Source organism: Vreelandella janggokensis (genome assembly GCF_031451615.1).
Taxonomy (GTDB): Bacteria; Pseudomonadota; Gammaproteobacteria; order Pseudomonadales; family Halomonadaceae; genus Vreelandella; species Vreelandella janggokensis.
In genome coordinates, this window is record NZ_JARWAJ010000003.1 from 72,240 (window position 1) to 93,151 (window position 20,912).

The window sequence follows — 20,912 nt, forward strand, 5'->3', positions numbered from 1 at the left end:
CAGTACAATCATCCCACCACGCCAGCTTGTAACGCTTTAACATACCGAAGAAGGTCATCGGCGCGGCCTTCGCTCACCAATTGCTCAGGCGTTTTATAATCAAAGGCACCGATAGGCTCATTTCGGAACCAAAACAACGCATCGTGGAAGTCGCCATTAATATCAGCCGCCGCACCTAATACCCGAAGTGCATCACGCAGAAAGCGTTGGAGCTTCTCCGCGCCCTGCGCCCTGGAGATAGTCGTGCGATGCACGTGCGCGTGACTGGCCAACGTTTGAATATCCATGCTCAGCGCGCTGGCAAACAGCTTAGGATTGATGAGCGGCTGGCGCTCTTCTCGAGCGACGCCTTTCAAGTCAGCAAGAAATCGCGCGAAGGAGTCTGGTGCTTGATAGCCCATCGGTTCGCTATGTGATTCTTCTATTGCCGTCGCCATGACAAGCCTCCTGCTGCGCTTATGCAACCAAAAAACAACATATATTCATCATAGCAGTTAAAAACCAAGATGCTAACGCATTGAGCTTTGGACAACCACTTATGGCACCATACGCTTAGCTCCCACCACTGCCGTGAAGGAACACCGCCGCATGTCTGCCAATCCGTCGCTCCTCGATACATCGCCGTTAACGCCAGGATTCATGGTGGTGCATGGCAATCGCCTGGAAGATTTGCGCGGGCTGGCGGTGGAATGGATGCGCCTGCACCCGCTGGGGCCGCTGGAGAACGAAACCATTCTGGTGCAGAGCAACGGCATCGGGCAGTGGCTGAAGCTGGCGCTGGCGGAAGACCCGCACAACGGTGGCGCGGGGATTGCCGCGGCGCTGGACGTGATGCTGCCCGCGCGGTTCCTGTGGCAGGCCTACCGCACGGTGCTGACTCACGTATCGAACAACGAAGACGCCGTGCCAGAAACCTCGCCGTTCGATAAATCGCGCCTGGTCTGGCGGCTGTTACGTCTGCTGCCCACCCTGGCCGAGCAGGACGTGTTTGCCCCGCTGGCGCAGTTTCTGGAAGTCGACCGCGACCAGCGCAAGCACTACCAGCTGGCCGAGCGGCTGGCGGACCTGTTCGACCAGTATCAGGTCTACCGCGCCGACTGGCTGGACGCCTGGGCCAACGGCGACGACGTGCTGATCACCGCCCGGGGCGAGTCCCGCCCGCTGGAAGACCACCAGCGCTGGCAGCCCGCCCTGTGGCGCATTCTGCGCGACGACGTGGCCGCCACCCAGGGCGATGCGGGCCTCGACAGCAGCCGCGCCCAGGTGCATCGGCGCTTTTTGAAGGCCACCGAGCAATTGGACGGCCAGACCTGCCCGCCGGGCCTGCCCCGGCGGCTGATCATTTTCGGCATCTCGTCGCTGCCCCAGCAGACGCTGGAAGCCCTGGCGGCGCTCTCGCGCTGCTGCCAGGTGGTGCTCTGCGTGCACAACCCCTGCCAGTTCTACTGGGCGGATATCATCGAGCACAAGGACCTGCTGCGCGCCAGCCGCTACCGCCAGCGGCGCAAGACCGGCATGCCCGAAGCGCTGGACGTACTGGGCACCGGCGACGCCGACGATGCCCTGCACCTGCACGCCCAGCCGCTGCTTGCCGCCTGGGGCAAGCAGGGCCGCGACTACCTGCGCCTGCTGGACGAGCACGACGACACCGGCGACTACCAGACCCTGTTCGAGCAGCAGGCGCTGCGCATCGACATGTTCGAGCCGTTCTCCGGCGAGCGCGGCTGCCTGCTCAGCCAGTTGCAGGACGACATCCGCGAGTTGCGCCCGGTGGCCGAAACCCAGACCCACTGGCCCGCCCTCGACCCGGCGGATGACTCCCTGGTGTTTCATATCGCCCACGGCCCCCAGCGGGAGGTCGAGATTCTCCACGACCAGCTGCTCGCCGCGTTCAGCGCCGACCCCGACCTGCGCCCGCGGGACATCATCGTCATGGTGCCGGATATCGACCGCTACGCGCCGCACATCGACGCGGTATTCGGCCAGCTTCAAGGCGACGACCCGCGCTTCATCCCCTACACGCTTTCCGACCAGGCCAGCCGCCATCGACTGCCGATGATGATCGCGCTGGAAAAGCTGCTGCGCCTGCCGGAGCTGCGCCTGTCCGTCAGCGACCTGCTGGACCTGCTCGACGTGCCCGCCCTGCGCCAGCGCTTCGGGCTGGAAGAACGCGACCTGCCGGTGCTGGAGCGCTGGATGGAAGGTGCGGGGATTCGCTGGGGGCTCAACGCCAAACAGCGCGAAACCCTGGAACTGCCCGGCGGGCTCAGCCAGAACACCTGGGCCTTTGGCCTGCGCCGCCTGCTGCTGGGGTATACGGTAGGTGAAGGTAATGCCTGGCAGGGCATCGAGCCGTTCGACGACATCGGCGGGCTGGAAGCGGGCCTTGCTGGCCCCTTGGCGACGCTGCTGGAAAAGCTCGAAGCCACCTGGGAGACCTTTCGCCAGCCCACCGATGCCGCCAGTTGGGTCGAGCGGCTGCGCACCCTGCTGGAAACCTTCTTCCTGACCGACGACGCCCAGGAAAGCGTGATGCTTACCAAGCTGGAAAACGGCCTGCAGCAAATCCTCGAAAGCAGCCGCGAAGCCCAGCTGGCGGACCCGCTGCCGCTTTCCATGGTGCGCGAACACTGGCTGGCGCAGATCGACGAGCACAGCCTTTCCCAGCGCTTTCTGGCCGGGGCGGTGAACTTCGCCACGCTGATGCCCATGCGCGCCATCCCCTTCAAGCGCGTGTGCCTGCTGGGCATGAACGACGGCGAATACCCCCGCTCCCAGCCGCCGCTGGACTTTGACCTGATGGGCAGCGACTACCGCCCCGGCGACCGCTCACGCCGGGAAGACGACCGCTACCTGTTTCTCGAAGCGCTGCTCTCCGCCCGGGACCAGCTCTACATCAGCTGGGTCGGTCGCAGCCAGATCGACAACACGCCGCTGCCGCCCTCGGTGCTGGTCGGCCAGCTGCGCGACCACCTGGCTGCTGGCTGGCACTTTGAACACGGCGCCCCGCTGCTCGACGCACTGACCACCGAACACCCGCTGCAACCGTTCAGCCGCGCGTATTTCCAGGATGGCGACGACGCTGGGCGACTGTTTACCTATGTTCATGAATGGCGTGGGGCCCATGTATGGCGAGATGAGCACGCGCCGCGTGCCCCCCAGGCCGCCAAAGCGCCGTTACCCAAGCCGGAAAACGCGCCCTCCAGCCTTAATCTCGGCCAACTGGGCGGCTTTCTGCGCGAACCGGTGCGGACGTTCTTCAATACCCGGCTAGGGGTGTATTTCGAGCAGGAAGCCATTGCCGAGCTGGACGCCGAACCCTTCGCCCTGGACGGTCTGCAGAACTGGCAGCTGCAGGACCGGCTCATCGCCGCCCAGCGCCACGCGGTGGACAACGGCGAGCCACGCCTGGAAGCCCTCGACGCCCAGCTTGAACGCTTCCAGGGCCAGGGTGTGCTCGCCATGGGGGCCTTTGGCGAGCGCATGCGCAACGCCCTGGCCGAGCCCATGGACGACCTGTTCAGCGCCTACCAGGACGCACTGGACCAGTGGCCCATCGCCTTACCCGCGCCGGAGCCGGTTCGCGTAGAAAGCGCTGACGGCATCGTGCTGGAAGACTGGCTGAACGAACTGCGCCAGAACGAGGCCGGCGACCGCTGCCGCCTGCTGCTGCTCAGCAGCAGCCTGATCAGCCAGGGCAGCGGGCGCGGCCAGTACCGCTGGACCCATCTGCTGCGCCCCTGGGTCGCCCATCTGGCGGGCAACCTCAGCGGCCCGATGACCACCCAGCTACTTTCCAAGGCGGGCAACATCACGCTGGACCCCATCGCCGCCGACACCGCCCGCGCCCACATGGACACCCAGATGAACGCCTGGCAAGCAGGCCTTGAAGCCCCGCTGCCACTGGCCCCCCAGGCCGCCTTTGCCTGGTTGACCAAGCTAGGCACGCCGGAGATCGCCGAAGAAAAAGGCCGGGAAAGCGACGCCTACGCCGCCGCCGAAGGCGCCTATGACGGCGGCCGCTTCCAGACCGGCGAAGTCGCCCAAAGCGCCTACCTCGGCCACCAGTGGCCGCGCTTCGAACGGCTGTTCAACGACCAAACCCAACACGGCCACCGTTTTGCTACGCTCACCGAGGCGCTCTACGCCCCGCTGTTTTATGCGGTAAAGGGTTAGACTCGATACAGTGCTAGACTTTAACAACAGGCTCAAAGGAAAGGAGAGGCCTCCATGCGACTCACTCAATCACAGCGCTCCACAATCGTCTCTGGTGTCCGTGAGTTCATTGGGCCTTCCGTCAACGTCCACGTATTTGGCTCGCGTCTGGACGACACAAAGCGAGGCGGTGATATCGACCTTCTGCTGATCTCCAGGACAGCGATTCCTCTGCTTGCCTCAGCCGAGCTCAAAATGGCGCTGGAGGAGCGGCTACAACTCCCTGTGGATATCGTGACCTACGTATCGACGGATGAGCCAACACCCTTCCAGGCGATAGCCTTGGGTCAGTCGACGCCAATTGATGGTGAGGAAGCAGCATGAGCCAAGATTTCTCCACCGAGTTTGACAGTATCTTCTTATGAGCCAGCCCGCACCACTCGATCCATTACGTCTCCCCCTCCACGGCAGCAGGCTAATAGAAGCCAGCGCGGGCACCGGCAAAACTTTCACCATCGCGCTGCTTTACGTGCGCCTGGTACTGGGCGGCCAACACAGCGACGACGACACCGCCTTTGTGCGCCCGCTCACGCCGCCGGAAATCCTCGTGGTCACCTTCACCAACGCCGCCACCCAGGAACTGCGCGAACGCATCCGCAACCGGCTGGTAGAAGCCGCCGGGGTGTTTCGGGTTGACACCGCCGACGAGGGAGCTGATTCACTGCTCCTCCAGCTCCGCGACCAATACGACCCGGCCACCTGGCCCGCCTGCGCCCGCCGCCTGGAACTGGCCGCCGAATGGATGGATGAAGCCGCCGTCTCCACCATCCACAGCTGGTGCTACCGCATGCTGCGCGAACACGCCTTCGACAGCGGCAGCCTGTTCTCCCTCGACCTGGAAAACGACCAGCACGAACTGGAACAGGAAGTCGTACGCGACTACTGGCGCACCTTCTACTACCCGCTGGATGCGGAGGCACTCGGCCACATTACCCGCTACTGGAAATCCCCCGGCGAACTGCACGCCCAGGTCGCCCGGCTGCTGCCCGAAAGCGAGGCCCTCGGCAGCCAGCGCCCCGACCCGGCGGAGACCCTGAGCACCGCCGAGGCCGAACGCCAGGCAACGCTGAGCACCCTGAAAGCCCCCTGGCCCGCCTGGCTGGATGAACTCGGCCCCGCCCTTGAAGACGCCGCCAAGCGCAAGGCCTTCAAAGGCCAAAGCTTCAACGCCAAAAGCCGCGCCAACTGGCTGGGCGCGCTGCGCGAATGGAGCGAAAGCGACCTGGAACGCCCCGCGCTGACGCCCGCCGCCTGGAAACGCCTCACCCCGGACGGCATGGCCGAGATCTGGAAAGACGGCGCGCCGCCCTGCCCGGCGGCCTGGGAAGCGCTGGCCGAGCTGCCCGAAGCGCTCAAGGCCCTGCCGGAACCGCGCAACGACCTGCTGATTCACGCCGTGCAATGGTGCAAGGTGCGCCTGGAACGCGAGCAGGAACGCCGCGCCGAAATGGGCCCCAACGACCTTCTCACCCACCTGGACCGCGCCCTGCAAGGCCCCAACCGCCAAGCCCTGGCCGCGCAGATTCTGCGCCAGTTCCCCGTGGCGCTGATCGACGAGTTCCAGGACACCGACCCCATTCAGTACCGCATCTTCAACGCGGTATTCGAGGTCGCCAAGCCCCGTCGCGACGCCGCCATCCTGCTGATCGGCGACCCCAAGCAGGCCATCTACGCGTTTCGCGGCGCGGATATCTTCACCTACCTGCAGGCCCGCCAGGATACCGCCGGCCGCCACGTCACGCTGGGCACCAACTTCCGTTCCAGCCGCGCCATGGTCGAGGCCGTCAACCACTGTTTTACTTACGCCGACCGGCAGCCCGCCGGGGCGTTTCTGTTCCGCGAAGAAGGCGGCGATAATCCGCTGCCCTTCCAGCCCGTGACCGCCAAAGGCCGCGACGAACAGCTGGTACACCAAGGCCAACCGCTGCCCGCGATGACGCTGTGGCCACTTGAAAGCGACGAACCGCTCTCCAAGACCGCCTACCAGACCGAAATGGCCGAGCGCTGCGCCTCGTACATAACGGAACTGCTCGAGGCAGGCCAGCAGGCAAAAAGCGGCTTTCAAGACGGCGACGCGCTTACACCGCTCAAGCCATCCGACATGGCGGTGCTGGTCAACGGCCTGCAGGAAGCCCGCGCGATTCGTCTAGCGCTGGCCAGCCGTGGGGTCAAAAGCGTCTACCTTTCCGACCACGACAAGGTCTTCAGCTCGCCCATGGCCGCCCAGGTAGAACGCTGGCTGCGTGCCTGCGCCGAGCCGCTGGCCAGCTCCCGCCAGGCCGAAGCCCACCTGCGTGCAGCATTAGCCACCCCGGTACTGGGCCTGACGCTCGCCGACCTGGACCACCTGCAGCAAAGCGAGCTGGCCTGGGAAGAACGCGTGGAGCAGTTCAGCCTCTACCACCGGCTGTGGCAGCGCCAGGGCGTGCTGCCGCTGGTGCGCCGCATGATGGTGGATTTCGACATTCCCGCCCGCCTGCTGGCGGAGTTCGAGGACGGTGAGCGCTTGCTAACCGACCTGCTGCATCTGGGCGAACTGCTCCAGCAGGCCAGCCAGGAGCTGGACGGCGAACACGCGCTGATCCGCTTTCTGTATGACGCCATCGCCGACCCGGACAGCCACGGCGACAGCCACAAGCTGCGCCTGGAAAGCGACGCCGATCTGGTCAAGGTGGTGACCATCCACAAATCCAAGGGGCTCGAGTACCCGCTGGTGTTTCTGCCGTTTATCGCCAACCACCGGCCAGTAAAAACCGGCGACGTACCGCTGCGCTGGCATGACGCCCACGGCAACCTGCAACTCAGCCTGGACGCCGACGAGGCCACGCTTGCCACCGCCGACCGCGAACGCCTGGGCGAAGACCTGCGCAAGCTCTACGTCGCGCTGACTCGCGCCCGTCACGCCACTTGGCTGGGTCTCGCCCCGCTCAAGGGCATTGAGGACAGCGCCATCGGCCACCTGATCAACGGCGGCGAAGCCATGGCGACGGAAGCGCTCAGCGAAAAACTCGCCAACCTGGCCGCAGGCAGCGATATCCACGTTGACGAACCGCCCGCGCCCACCGCCCAGCGGCTAACGCCCCCCAAGGACACCGCCGCGCTAGGCCACGCCCGCACGCCGCTGCGCCCAGCCAAAGAACACTGGTGGATTGCCAGCTACTCGGCGCTGCGGCTTTCCGGCACGCTGACCGCCCCGGTCACCACACCGCTGGAACCCACCACCGCCCAGGAAGCCACGGCGTTCGAGGTGCTGGACGAACCCCAGGATCTCAGCCAGCCGGAAGCGTTTCATCTGCATAAATTCCCGAGAGGCCCCGGCCCCGGCACCTTCCTGCACGGGCTGCTGGAATGGGCGGGCAGGCAAGGCTTCGACGCCGCCGCGAGCGACGCTGAAAGCCTCGACGATATGCTTTGGCGGCGGGTGCAGCTACGCGGCTGGCAGCAGTGGCAGGAGCCGCTTGCCGGCTGGCTGACCGCACTGCTCACCACCCCGCTGCCGCTGGCCTCTCAGCAGAGTGTGGCGCTCACCGAGCTTGGCAGTTACCAGGTCGAGCTGGAGTTCTGGCTGGCCGCCAAACAGGTGAATACCCAGGCAATCGACGCGCTGGTTAGCAAGCACTTACTGCCGGGATACGAGCGACCCGCGCTGGATGCCGACACCCTGAACGGCATGCTCAAGGGCTTTATTGATCTGGCCTTTGAGCACCAGGGGCGCTTTTACGTGCTCGATTGGAAATCCAACTACCTGGGGCCCGACGACAGCGCCTACGAACCGGACGCCCTGCGTCACGCGCTGCTCGCCAAGCGCTACGACCTGCAGGCCGCGCTTTACCTGCTGGCGATGCACCGACTGCTCAAGGCGCGCCTGCCCCACTACGACCCACACCAGCACCTGGGCGGCTCGATGACGGTCTTTCTGCGCGGCAGCCGCAGTCCAGGGCGCGGCGTGTATACCGAAGCCGCCCCCGTGGCATTGATCGAAGCACTGGATGGCCTATTTACAGGTACGGCACAGGAGGCCACCGCATGAGCGGCTCACCACACGACCACCACACGCCCGACCTGTTCGGTGACGCCCCCGAAGCCGAACAGCCAGGCACTCCAGCGCAAGTGAACGCTCACCCAGCGCTAAGCGATACGGTGGAGCTAACGGCGCTATGCGAGCGCTGGGTCGCCCGAGGCTGGCTGCGGGACCTGGACCGCGCCCTGGTGCGCTTCCTCGCCACGGAAGCGCCGGTCGCTCCGCCGCTGCTATTGCTAGGCGCAGCGCTGGCCAGCCACCAGCTCGGCCGCGGCCACGTGTGCCTGGATCTCAAGGCCACGCTCAACGCCCCGGACTTCGCGCTTTCGCTCCCCCCGGAAGGCGACGACTTAACCGACCCGCCGCCGCTGCCCAGCGACGTGCTGGCAACGCTCACCCTTACCGACTGGCAAGCCGCGCTTGAGCACCCCACGCTGATCAGCCAAGGCCCCGGCAACACCCCGCTAGTGCGTAGCGACAGCGAACACACCACCCGCCTCTACTTGCGCCGCTACTGGCAATACGAGCAAACCCTGCACCAGGAAATCGCCAACCGACTCACCAAGAAGGATGGCGATGAGCCCGATAGCACCTGTAGGAGCCCGAGTCATTGGTGGTCCGACACATCGGCGATTGATTCAGGCACCGAGCCAAATACCGTTCGGAACCATCCCGATCTACTCCCCAACGCCCTAAATGTTCTATTCAAAAAAACCACCACCCTAGACTGGCAAAAAACCGCCTGCGCCCTAGCCGCCCGCAACCGCTTCGGGGTGATTACCGGCGGCCCCGGCACCGGCAAAACCACCACCGTGGTACGCCTGCTCGCCCTGCTGCAAACCCTGCAGCTGGCCCAATCACCCACGCAACCGCTGCGCATTCGCCTGGCCGCGCCCACCGGCAAAGCCGCCGCCCGGCTGAATGAATCCATCGCCGGGCAGGTAAGCCTGCTGCCAATCGAAGCGTTGGCCGACTTGTGCGATGACGCCGTCACTGAGCAGCTAAAATCCTCGATCCCCACCGAGGTGACCACGCTTCACCGATTGTTAGGCGCACGCCCCGACACCCGCCACTTCCGCCACAACGCCGCCAACCCGCTGGCGTTGGACGTGCTGGTGATCGACGAAGCCTCGATGGTAGATATCGAAATGATGACCGCCGTGCTCAGCGCCCTGCCCGCCCAGGCGCAGCTGGTGCTGCTGGGCGATAAAGACCAGCTGGCCTCGGTGGAAGCCGGTGCCGTGCTCGGCGACCTGTGCCGACGCGCCGAGGCTGCACACTACACCCCGGAAACCGCCCAGTGGCTGGAAAACGCCACCGGCCAGCCGCTGCCCGAGCACTACAAAGCCCCCAACGGCCTGCCCCTCGACCAGGCGATTACCATGCTGCGGGTCAGCCACCGCTTCAACGCCGCCAGCGGCATCGGCCAACTGGCCCAGGCGATCAACCAGCCAAGCCACACCCAAAGCGAACGGGAAAAGCACCAGGCGGTGCATGACGTACTGCGCCACGGCTACCCAGACCTGCACCACCTGGTGCTGGGCAGTAACGCCGAAAGCCGCGAGGAAGACACCGCGCTGGATAAGCTGGTGATTCACGGCAGCCCCGATGCGTTTCCGAACGCAGGCGAAGGCCGCACCGACCACGAAGGCGCGCCCATCGCCCCGCCCACTGGCTACCGCCATTATCTGAACATGCTAAAAGCGCAGCGCCCGCAGGGGCTGGCGTTTGAGGAAGATAAAGAGGCGTATAACGACTGGGCCAGCGCGGTACTCAGCGCCTACAGCCACTTTCAGCTGCTATGCGCTCTACGCAAAGGCCCCTGGGGGGTAGAAGGCCTGAACCTGCGCATCGCCAAAACGTTGCGCAGCGAAAAACTGCTGTTCGGCAGCGACCACATGCTAGAAAAAGGCTGGTATGAAGGCCGCCCGGTGCTGGTGACCCAGAACGACTACGGCCTGAAACTGATGAACGGCGATATCGGTATTACCCTGGCGGTGCCGGACCCGCGCACGCCGGGTAAATCATTACTCCGCGTCGCCTTCCCCACCAGCGACCCGGAAAAACCCATCAACTGGGTGCTGCCTTCCCGCCTGCACGCGGTAGAAACCGTGTTCGCGATGACGGTACACAAATCCCAGGGCTCGGAATTCCTGCACACCGCCCTGCTGCTACCACCCACATCCAACCCAATCCTCACCCGCGAGCTGGTCTACACCGGCATCACCCGCGCCCGCGAATGGCTGACGCTGATCGAAGCCAAACGGGGGATTTTGAATGACGCGGTGACTAGGGAGGTTATGAGGGTGAGTGGATTGGAAACCAAGGGAGTAACACTAAGCAATTAAGCTATTAAAACCTTCGTATAAACTCACAGCATCACCCGCTCTCGCGAATTGCTAAAAGCATTTTAGTCCAAGAGCAGGATGGTGAATGAGGCAGTGGTTAGAGATGTGTCAGGCACTTAACATCACTGTACAAACGGTCGATGACTAATTCATACATGAGCCTTTATGCATTTCTCAACAACGTCTTTCGACACATTTACTCACATTTCGTAAAATAAAGAAGGCTACATTCACCAGCTACAAACTTTCTCGCCATGAACCTAAGACGCAAGGCCTGTTAATAATAATTATCAACATTTAATTTATTTCACTTCACTATGACTCATCCTATATAAAAATTTGTTACTAGGCACATATTCTTTCCGTTGCATCAAATTGATAATTTTCACGTTCTCACCATGCTTCAAATACTTGTAAGTAAAGTACCTAGCCACCTTATCTTCATGTGTGGATAAAATAATTTGATTCTCACAGAAGTCATTTCTTAGAACCTCAACTAATGAAGACATATTAATATCATCCATGGTCTGTACAGGATCATCAATTAGAATGCTAGAAAACCTATTGGCATAAACCTTATGTAGAGCTAAAGTCAAAGCGATGACTACTGCAGATATCTGACCAGAACTCATGGTATTGAGAATGTCATGATCACTTTCCCAATTCGAAACCAATCTAACATTCTTCAATTCGTCATCGCCTGTAGGATCTTTGATAAAGATTCCGTGGCCGAGCCCAGCCTGATGGGACTGAAGGATTTTTCCAGAATAAATATAGAAAGGGATCTCAATATCAGTGATCAGTTTCTTTCTATACTGCTTAATCTTACTTTTCACAATTTGAATAAGCTTAAATACATCACCCTCAGCGCGCTCTAATAGTTCACTTTTCCTTGAAAGTTTGACGAGCTCTTCGGACACCTCTAGCAGGGAACTAAAATAGAGATTTTTTATGTAACTCTCTTTCTTATCAAGCTGGTCAATGCTCACTAGATCTAGCTTGTCATATTTACTTTTGAAGTAATCCCTATATATTCTATCGAATGTATTGGAGCCATTAGCCTCATAATAGCCATCTGGAGCTTCACCAATTGCTGAACGAATTCGTTCGCAAAGAGAATCGGTAGCCACTGAAATGTTATGACGCCCACCTTCAGAGGGAAAGGAAGTAGCGAGTAAGTCTTCATACTCAATATTTTCAAACTTTAGCCAAAGCTGGAGTTTTTCAAAGCGATCTTTCATTTTTAGTGCTTTAGAAAGATAAAGCAAATCTTCTTGAGCTGGAGCTAGTGTTTTCTCCAGGTATGCGGCACACGCATCGGCTAAGGGGATGAGGTGTGAGTTATTGAAAGTATCTCTAGTGGTCACCAAGATTTTATCTTGCTCCGATAGTTCTGAGCGAAGTAAATGACCATGCTTAGCTATCGCATGCGATAATGCGTCATGGGACTCATAGTCCTGTCCGCATAGCAGACATGAAGCCTCACTTGGTATTTTCTTAAGCCCCTCGGATATGGAGTCGTGGTGTTTAATAAGCTCGGAGTATATAGAATTTAAACCACTCGTTTTTTTCTCTTCTTCTACAAGAGACTGAAGTGCTGACTCAAAGTCTAAGCTACTACCAAGCCCCAACAATTGAAAAACATCACCAAAGATATTGATATTTACAATTTTCTTTAAATCCCCACTAGCTAGCACTAAATGAGAACTTTTTATTTTCTCATATTCTACGCTCCGTCTCGCGTAAAAATCATAATAATCAATAAAATTTGAGTAACCAACGTATAGCTCAAGTATTTCTCGCTGATGAATAGCACTATCAAAGCGTCGACTTCTAAAGAAAAAGCTTTGATATTGAAGAAAATCCTTAATGTGGCCAATTTCTTCCAATGAGCTATTGAGTCTCTCATGACTCAATCCTGTAATTTTGGGTTCATCCCAAAAGGGGCTTTTATTGACCTCGGCTAGCCATGGAAGACAATAATCGTGTAGTTCATCATCTCCAGCACTTATAAAAATATCTTGATCGGGGTTATACAGCCGATTTATCTCTTCAGTTCTAGCTTTAACCTTCTTTTTATTAGTAGTTATTTCTTTATGAATTTCGATAAGTTTTGTTAGCTTCTCATCAGCTTCGCGCGTATTTCCAAAAAGCTGGGAGAGTTCTTCAGCACGCTGAGTTTCATTTTTGGTCTTCAAAAATCTCGACGTTTCTTCTTGCTGCACATAATGAAAAAGAAGAAAGTCCCGAGCAAAGTCTTTGCAACCAAAGTGCTCGTTTAACTTGTGCTGATCGGAAGATAATGACACTCCATCCACGATCTCATTAAGTTCCCAAAGCTCTGAAAATTTGGATATCTTCTTCGCGTTATTAGGAATTTTATCTTTCAGCTTACGCTGAAAAATTTTCACATTGGAGTTAGCATCTTTAAATTCTAATATTATGTCTACACTGCCGGCGCCCTGATGAGCTACGACAACATCTGCGGGATACTGACGGCTTTCTAGGGATATAAGTCGATCAATATTTCCTGTTACCCCTAGTTCAATAGCATCAAAAACAGATGTCTTTCCATAACCGTTCGGCCCATCAAGCAAAACCAATCGATTATCTTCAAAAACTATAGTATATGGTTTTCCACCAAACACTTTAAAGTTATTAAAAGTGATTTTGCTTAGGCTTATCATCCTAAACCTCCCCAAACTTTCTCAACTTTCTGATAAAAATCTTCATCTTTCCATTCCATATCTGAATTCACCAACTGATCGTAGATTAAATATTGTTCTGAGGTGAGAGAGCTCTCTATTTCATGGCTTAAATTTACAAGTTGTTGATCTTGTGGTCTGTAGGTAATAAATGGAAGCTTTAGAACAATCTTCAACATGAGAGAATAATAATCTCTCTTACTCTTATGCTGATATTTAAATTCTAAAAATAACTTACCGTCATTAGAATTAATTATTTCATTAATAACGCCACTGGTGATTTCACTAATTTTATTTTTATCAAGATAGTTCTTTGCGCTATCAAGCTCTTGTTGTGAATATGCAATAACATTCTTCTTAAAATTATACTGATCTTCCTCAAGCGCTAGTATTATTTCTCTACTAATTTTATCCTCATCCTGACAAATAAGCATTGTGCAATTTTTCTCAAACGAAATATCTACTTTTTTTGAGTGGCTTATTTTTTCAAAAAGCTCCTCTGCTTTTACTTCTAGTAATTTTTCTGCAGTTTCGTCGCACTGATTATTAAACTGCATGGTTACAAAGTATTCCTCCCGCTTACTTTTGTCTATCGGGCAGAAAAGGTAGATTACAGCTATATCAAGCGAAAAGTCAGCATCTACTAATTTATAACCATTGCTAGAAACAATATTATTCAAGACATCAATCATTATATTAGCTCACCTTTAGCTGACATTATGGGAACAAGTGTTATATTGTTTAAGGCTTCTGTTCTTTTAGAACGCGAATCTTCATCTGCTGCTCTAGGTGCTTCTGTATGTAACATACAATTGGGAGAAAACGTATGAGATTTTTCACCTTTGTATATAAGGTTTTCGATCTCGAATAAAAGTTCGCTCATATTTGGATTACGAGTGATACTTTTTTCAATCTGATTAGGACTAGCTATATTTGCTATTGTCGTTGGCAAATACTTTTTGTGTGGGGCACTAGCCGTACGATACACCAGTTTATAATTAGAAGCGTCATGCGAAACACGTTTGAAATTTATTTCATGAAGAATATTAATCAGCACATACCGTGTACCTTGTGTATCAGCATTAAAGGCATTATCAGTATTATTTTCATGATTAAGGACAATATGAGGACAGAAAACTCTATAATGAGCCCACAGCTCTTGAGGGCTAAGGCTTAGTAAAATTTTCCTGACTTCTTTCAGATTGCATGGCTGGTCACCTTCAGGCTCTTTGTAATCCTCTGGATCCTCCATGTACTGATCTATCATATGGGCAAAACTATCTTTGAACTTGTAAGCTAGATAGTCTTTTCCGATGTCTTCGTGATCGCTTTCAATAACTTCAACAAGTTTATCAAAAGCTATAACAATTTTTTCGTTACTTCCTATATTTTTGTGCCGTTGGATAATATATGCATCCATCATGCCTAAAAAATAATGGAATTTCTTTTCAAGGTGATCTTCACCACCATAAATGTTGCGATTCACAAGGGCTTTTACAAGCTCTGACTTAATTTTTGAATTAATAACATCAAGATCACAATACCTATTATTATCTTCATATAAATAGACATCTAAGCGAGATATCGCATTGCTCTCTTCTAGGTAAATTGAATTTAAGTCCTCATATAACTGTGCTTCAGTGTGCCTCGGAAAAGCAGCTTTTAATATAGCCGAAACCTTAGGTTTTTTGGCGTCTTCAGATACTGCCTTTTCTAAGAGGGTGCTTCCTATTTTAGGATTTGCCTCACGATATTCATCTAAAATAGAACACAAATCATCTTTAATTGACTCATCAATTTTTTTAAACTTTGGCTTCGGGTTAATTTCTTTCCAAGTGTGGATCTTACCTATAGCCTTTGGATTTTTAAAAAGCTCAATCGTTATTGCTAATAAAGCATTAGAATATTTGCTATAAGTGCTTGTACTGTAAGCCTTAACCTGATGAAGAGAAACACGATTTCCATTGCGAAAAATCTCGAAATCTTCTATATCCTCAAGCATCAGACTAATATTACAAAAATCTTCGCCTGTGGGCTCTTCATTGATTAACTTTAAGGCATAGTAGAGTGCTACCTTACCTTGATAGTTAAAACCACTCCAAGAAGGCGATGCATCAAAAGCCATTCAATACTCCATTCTCAATATCAACTCAAAGAGCACTATTTAGCTTTATTGCTTACAAAAAAAATCATGAGCACCACAACTAAAACTGAGATTAAACAACATAGAATTATGTGCTTGCATTAGTTTAACATCCTAAAAGATTTAATCTTAGAAAATATAGCGGATTTAATCCTAGAAAAAACCTTCAACTTAATAAGCGTATTTCAAATAAATAATATCAAACTGGGAAAGCCTACCCGCTATCGCTTCCATTCCCTCAATCGGCTGCTCATAGCTCCACGCAATGTCTTTATTGTCACCCAACGAGAAATACACTGTATTGCCTTTAAACGGGCAATAGGTCGTCGTTTCTGAGGAGGTAAGCAAATCCATCCGCACGTCTTCTCGTGGGATATAATGACGTGGCGGGTACCCGGTTTCGCGGAGTTCGAGGGCTTGTGTGGAATCGGCAAGCAGCTTGCCATCCACATGCACCTGCACGCGTTGGCTAACGAGGTGGAGCTCAATGCGAGGCGCCTGTGGCATTAGGTTTTCCCTGCGGCTTTTTAGCTCTAGTAAAATTAGCCTAGCAGCAAAGTTCGTTGAAGCCCATGCTAGGTTCATGAAACTTTAGGATGCGGTCGTAATTTGCGTCATGCCCATACCACCCTCTATTCCACATAACCGCCCTGCTAGTGCCCTTTCTTTACCAGGCATGGTGGCGCTTAGCCCAAGGGCCAGTCTTGGTAGTTAGATCTGCTTTACCCTCCAGCTTGCCTGAGTGGTCATGAGCAGGCCGAATACAATCAACGCTGCCCCAATGAAATCCGCCATGCGCAACGGCTCCCCTAGTATTAGATAAGCGAGTAGTACGCCGAAGAATGGATTAAGAAGGTGATAGCTCGATGCCGTCGAGGCACCGCTAATGCGGATCAGTACTAGCCAGAGACTCATTCCGCCGATCGTCACGACGAGTACAAGATGTGCAATCGCTATCATCGTAGCGGTAGAAGGCACGCCAAGCGGCTGGCCGAACGCCATTGCCATTGGTAGAAGCGCGACTGCGCCCGCTATGGATTGCCAGAAATTGGCCTGCAAGACGGGAAGGCCAGCGCCCTGGCCACGGAAGAAGACAGTGCCACTCGCAAAGGCAAGCATGCCCCCGGCAGCCATGAGGATTCCCCACACATCAACCGGCATTCCACTAGCAACGCCTGAGATGACCACCACTCCCACTAAACCCAGCGCCGCGCCGAGTAACTTCATTGGGGAAAGGGGTTCTACGCCCCACCATGCCGCTAGCAAACTGGTTGCCAACGGTGCGCAACTGACGATCACGATAACTACCTGGGGGCGAACCGTCTGCAAGGCGGCAAAACTCAACCCCAAGTAAAGGGCGTTGTTAAGCACACCGAGTAGCAATCCGCGCCTGATAGCGATGCGATCACCATGAGTTGATAACCGGAAGCCACCGTAGCTAAGGCAAATGGGCAGCATCAGCAACGCACTCAATAAGAACCGGATTGTGAGCAACGTAAAGGGGTCAAAATCAGTCAGCGCAATGGCACCGGCAATAAATGCCGAACTCCAGACGATACTGAAAATGACCACCAATCCGGTTAATGCGAGATTGTTCATGCAGCCCCCCTAAATCTCCAGCTTGCTTGTCACCACTACCTTCAACCTGATGATGGATGGGAGATAAGCACAGTGGAAATTAATTATTAGACATGCATAATTATATCAACTGATATTAAGTACAGAGGTGAAGCGTGTTTAACTGCCAGCCATCCCCCTTAGGTGATAGACGAGTCACTCTGGAGCACCTACGCGCTTTTGTACTGTTGGCCGAAGGCAATGGTTTTCAGCAGGCGGGGCTTCAGCTGTACCGTAGTCAGTCGGCGGTCACACAAAGTCTGAAGCGGCTAGAGGAAATACTGGGTTGCAAATTACTTGAGCGTCGCCAAGGTCACATCCTTGGCTTGACGGCAGACGGTGAGCGTTTTCTTCCCGCCGTCAATGAGATACTGGCCCGTACGTCTGAGGCGGTGAGTGCCATGCAACAACCCGAAATCGCCGGGCGCTTGCTGATTGGTGTTCCCGATGATTTCAAGGTGGTGGATCTACATGGCGCTATTTCCCGGTGTGCCGAGCTAAACCGCAATCTGCGCCTGGAAGTTGTCTCTGCGCTCTCCTCGCAACTGCTCCACCAGCTCGATAACAGCGGCCTTGATCTCGCCATCTTTAAGTGTGTGGGGGGCTTCACGCCAAGCGACCAAAGCTGGCAGTGCAATTTGCTGCGGCGAGAACCTCTCCATTGGGTGGCTGCGCAACGGCATGATTTTGAAAGCATGTCTGATATACCGCTGGTTATCTTCCCTAATGGGTGTTGCTACCGTAACGCGGCGCTAACTGTCCTGGATCGGCACCATAAATACGGCTATAGCGCTTATACCAGCGCCTCCTATGAAAATGTTCGTGCCGCTGTATCTGCAGGCCTAGGCATAGGTGTTCTTCCTGCCAGTGCGCTTGCGGAAGACCACATTATTCTAGGCAAACAGGAGGGATTTCCGGAGTTACCGAAGGTGGAACTCTTGATGGTTCAGGCATCACAAAAGCGTGCCACCAAGCAACTGGCGGACTTCCTTACGCTTTCGTCGGCGATGAAGTCTCAAAAGGTTAGTGAATATCGTTAATCTGGAACCTCAGGTAGAGGGCAATTCCCCTGTTTCATAAGCGTTGCGCTTGAAAGCTGTGACTGTCTTTCCAATATCCGCTTGTAATCAACCCGCAACAGTGCCCCCGATGCGGGCGCCCTTTTTAGCTCGCTTCTGGACAAACCAAATCGTGCCGAGGTAACGAAGAGATGTTGACCAGTATCATCAAAGGCACAGCTCGTAGGGCGTGGAACAGGAAGCGCAATCGTACTAGCGATATATCCTTCTGGAGATATCCGGGCGATAGCAGCGCCATCAAACAGAACACTGAGCAGGAATCCCTCCCTATCTACCGTCAGCCCATCAGGCTTGCCTTTATTGGGGCTGATAAGGATGAGGGATCGCCGGTTTTTAACCTCACCAGATAAGGGGTCGTGATCATAGGCGTAGATGACACCTTGCCGAGAGTCTGTCACATAGAGAGTGCTCCTATCACGACTCCAGTCAATTCCATTAATGAGCGTGAATCCCGAATCGACAGTGTGCCACGCGCCATCAGGATCAAGTCGGTAGAGATAGCCCGAGCCTTCTTTTAGCTCCTCATTCATCAAGCCCACCCACAGGCGTCCTGAAGGGTCGAGGCTAGCATCATTGAACCGATATCCTTCTTGGTCATGCGGCGCGGTCGCTATTCGCTGCCTCTCACCTGACCTACCGACTAGCTCAACATGGCAACCGGTACCAATGATCCACTGGCCAGCCGGTGTCTCAGCGACAAAGCCCAACGGGCTGGGCATCGCATGCGCGACATTTTGGCCCGTTATTGGGTCGAATATATTGAGCGAGGCTCCCAGGGTATCTACCCATAAAAGCCGAGCGATGGATCCGCTCCAAACAGGCGACTCTCCAAGCACGGCATGGATTGATAATGCCACGACTACCTCATTCATGAGCGAGGCTCCACGCTAGGAAGAGCGATCAGCGGCCAGTTCGCCGCCATCTCATCTGCTATTGAGACACTTACTGCACGCAGGTCACGCGGATAGTCCACGTTCTCGGCTTCCATCGCCCTGGTGGCATGAAACTGCCCGTTCGCGGCACGCAGTATCCAGCCACTTTCGGCGCATTCCGAAGATGCAAGATACGCCACGCCTGGCGCGACATCGGTAGGACGCAGTTCATCCGGTTCACCCTCTATTCCCCACATGCGTGTCTTGGCAACGGGCGAAACCGCATTGACGATAATCCCATCCTTTTTGCCTTCGGCTGCAAGCACATTCATGATTCCCACCACCGCCATCTTGGCAGCCGCGTAGGAAGCGAGCCCGTTCTGAACATACTGTGGGTAGAGCGCCCGGCAAGACGTGGTCATGACGATGCGGCCATGGCCCGCTGCTTTCATCGCAGGCCAAGCTGCCTGTGCGAGCCAAAGAGGTGCCTTCGCGGCGATGGCCATCATGTGGTCAAAGGCGCTTTCCTCTATAGCGTCAATGTTTTCGTACGCTACTCAACCTGCATTATGAATCAGAGCATCCAACCGTCCGTTGATTGTCAGAGCACTGTGTACTAAAGCATGGCAGCCTTCACGCGTACCAATGTCTGCTGATACGGCGCTTGCATCCAGACCTTCCCGCCTGAGCTGCTCTGCTGCACGCTGGGCAACCTGTGGGTCCGCGCCCTTACCATCAGAACCGGCACCGTTATCCTGGATCAGAACGGTAGCACCGAGTCGTGCAACGCATTGGGCATATGCAAACCCCAGCCCACGACCGGATCCAGTGATAAGTACCACCTGCCCTTCAAAATTCACCATTTCACACTCCGTTTTTTCTGAAACACGAGTGAAAGTATGAAACGGGCAATACAATACATAAAATACGAATAATAGGGGGACTTGATATATTCAAAATATCATTAAAGTATTGAATGACGGATGGCATATCTGGAGTTGCCGCATGACCTCAGGAATCAAAGCTCGTATCACCTTGCGCGCAATGGAGCAATTTGTGGCAGTGGCAGAAGAATTACACTTTCATCGTGCGGCTGCGCGATTGAATATGTCGCAGCCCCCTCTTACCAGCGCGATCCGCAAGCTGGAGGATGATATCAATGTCACCTTGATCGAACGTGGCCACCGTGTGCTTGGCTTGACTCCTGCGGGTAAGACGTTCCTTGAGGAAGCCTACGAAACGCTTCGACGAGCAGAACAAGCCATTACCGCAACGCAAGATGTCGCAGCAGGCAGAACAGGCTTGGTGCGTTTAGGCTATGTGGGAAGTTCGCTTTATGGACGGCTACCTGATGTCATTCGTGAATTTCGGACAAGCCATCCAGAGGTTCGTCTTGAGCTACGTGAGGCAACGACTGCTGCACAGATTGGTGCGTTGCGCGACGGAACACTGGACGTGGGCGTTTTGATCCCACCGCTTGTGAATGCTGAAGATATCGAGCAAACACACTTCGATAGTGACCGCTTGTGCATGGCCTTACCGAAAGATCATCCGCTCTGCAGGCGGCCAACGTTAACGCTTGCGGACCTCTCTGACGAACCGTTCATTCTATGGCCGATGGCGGAGGGGCGCGGCTTTCACCTGCAGGTTATCCGACTTTGCGCCAATGCAGGCTTTGTACCCAGGGTGACGCAAGAAGCATACGGGATGCATGCCGTGCTGTCCCTGGTAGCAGTCGGAGGCGGCGTGTCTATTGTTCCCGAAAGCATGAGTGGCTTTCAGGGAGACCGAATCAGCTATCGCTCGTTACCGGGTTCTGAAGCTCAATTCAATCTCACCTTGGGCTACCGTCATTTACCTCCTTCAGCGGAGGCTTTCATTCGTACCGCTGAATGACAGCACCTTCCCCCAC

General features: G+C 55.0%; 13 protein-coding genes and 1 pseudogene. 6 read left to right on the forward strand and 8 right to left on the reverse strand.

The window, feature by feature from the left end; all coding sequences use genetic code 11:
* Window positions 1-8: 8 nt before the first annotated feature.
* On the reverse strand, window positions 9-437 hold the full coding sequence (locus tag QC816_RS09920) for a hypothetical protein (RefSeq protein WP_027338149.1): 429 nt from the start codon (window positions 435-437) through the stop codon (window positions 9-11).
* Window positions 438-588: 151 nt separating this feature from the next.
* Here QC816_RS09920 and recC point away from each other — a divergent pair, with 151 nt between their 5' ends.
* The 4 genes from recC to recD are packed head-to-tail and all read left to right on the forward strand — an operon-like array spanning window position 589 to window position 10,584.
* Complete coding sequence (gene recC / locus QC816_RS09925) at window positions 589-4,176, forward strand: exodeoxyribonuclease V subunit gamma (protein ID WP_309781902.1); 3,588 nt, start codon at window positions 589-591, stop codon at window positions 4,174-4,176.
* A 54-nt stretch (window positions 4,177-4,230) separates the two neighbouring features.
* Window positions 4,231-4,539, forward strand: a complete 309-nt coding sequence (locus QC816_RS09930) for a nucleotidyltransferase domain-containing protein (protein ID WP_309781903.1) — start codon at window positions 4,231-4,233, stop codon at window positions 4,537-4,539.
* Window positions 4,540-4,576: 37 nt separating this feature from the next.
* Window positions 4,577-8,245: an exodeoxyribonuclease V subunit beta gene (recB, locus tag QC816_RS09935; RefSeq protein WP_309781904.1), complete on the forward strand. Its 3,669-nt coding sequence runs from the start codon at window positions 4,577-4,579 to the stop codon at window positions 8,243-8,245.
* Window positions 8,242-10,584, forward strand: coding sequence for an exodeoxyribonuclease V subunit alpha (gene recD, locus QC816_RS09940; RefSeq protein ID WP_309781907.1), 2,343 nt, complete (start codon window positions 8,242-8,244; stop codon window positions 10,582-10,584). Before recB ends, recD begins: the two co-directional genes overlap by 4 nt.
* Before the next feature lie 302 nt (window positions 10,585-10,886).
* Here recD and QC816_RS09945 read toward each other — a convergent pair whose 3' ends face one another.
* The 5 genes from QC816_RS09945 to QC816_RS09965 form a co-directional block, all read right to left on the reverse strand.
* Window positions 10,887-13,271 (reverse strand): ATP-binding protein, encoded by a 2,385-nt coding sequence (locus QC816_RS09945; RefSeq protein WP_309781910.1) that lies wholly within the window; start codon window positions 13,269-13,271, stop codon window positions 10,887-10,889.
* Complete coding sequence (locus QC816_RS09950; protein WP_309781912.1) at window positions 13,268-13,981, reverse strand: ABC-three component system middle component 1; 714 nt, start codon at window positions 13,979-13,981, stop codon at window positions 13,268-13,270. Before QC816_RS09950 ends, QC816_RS09945 begins: the two co-directional genes overlap by 4 nt.
* Window positions 13,981-15,414 (reverse strand): ABC-three component system protein, encoded by a 1,434-nt coding sequence (locus QC816_RS09955; protein WP_309781915.1) that lies wholly within the window; start codon window positions 15,412-15,414, stop codon window positions 13,981-13,983. The genes QC816_RS09950 and QC816_RS09955 overlap by 1 nt, the downstream gene beginning before the upstream one ends.
* Before the next feature lie 189 nt (window positions 15,415-15,603).
* A complete protein-coding gene (locus QC816_RS09960) occupies window positions 15,604-15,939 on the reverse strand; it encodes a DUF427 domain-containing protein (RefSeq protein ID WP_309781917.1) in 336 nt (111 codons plus the stop codon).
* 204 nt (window positions 15,940-16,143) lie between these two features.
* A complete protein-coding gene (locus QC816_RS09965) occupies window positions 16,144-17,031 on the reverse strand; it encodes a DMT family transporter (RefSeq protein WP_309781918.1) in 888 nt (295 codons plus the stop codon).
* Between the two features lie 134 nt (window positions 17,032-17,165).
* On the opposite strand from QC816_RS09965, the gene QC816_RS09970 reads away from it, so the two are divergent.
* A complete protein-coding gene (locus QC816_RS09970) occupies window positions 17,166-18,089 on the forward strand; it encodes a LysR family transcriptional regulator (RefSeq protein WP_309781920.1) in 924 nt (307 codons plus the stop codon).
* Here QC816_RS09970 and QC816_RS09975 read toward each other — a convergent pair.
* Both QC816_RS09975 and QC816_RS09980 read right to left on the reverse strand, forming a co-directional pair.
* The gene (locus QC816_RS09975) at window positions 18,086-19,000 is read right to left on the reverse strand and encodes an SMP-30/gluconolactonase/LRE family protein (protein ID WP_309781922.1); all 915 of its coding nucleotides are present in this window, start codon (window positions 18,998-19,000) and stop codon (window positions 18,086-18,088) included. The genes QC816_RS09970 and QC816_RS09975 overlap by 4 nt on opposite strands.
* Window positions 18,997-19,863: pseudogene (locus QC816_RS09980) on the reverse strand (SDR family NAD(P)-dependent oxidoreductase). The gene QC816_RS09975 and the pseudogene QC816_RS09980 overlap by 4 nt, the downstream one beginning before the upstream one ends.
* Window positions 19,864-20,005: 142 nt before the next feature.
* Between QC816_RS09980 and QC816_RS09985 the strand changes: the two are divergent.
* Window positions 20,006-20,896: a LysR family transcriptional regulator gene (locus QC816_RS09985; protein WP_309781924.1), complete on the forward strand. Its 891-nt coding sequence runs from the start codon at window positions 20,006-20,008 to the stop codon at window positions 20,894-20,896.
* The last annotated feature ends 16 nt before the right edge of the window (window positions 20,897-20,912 follow it).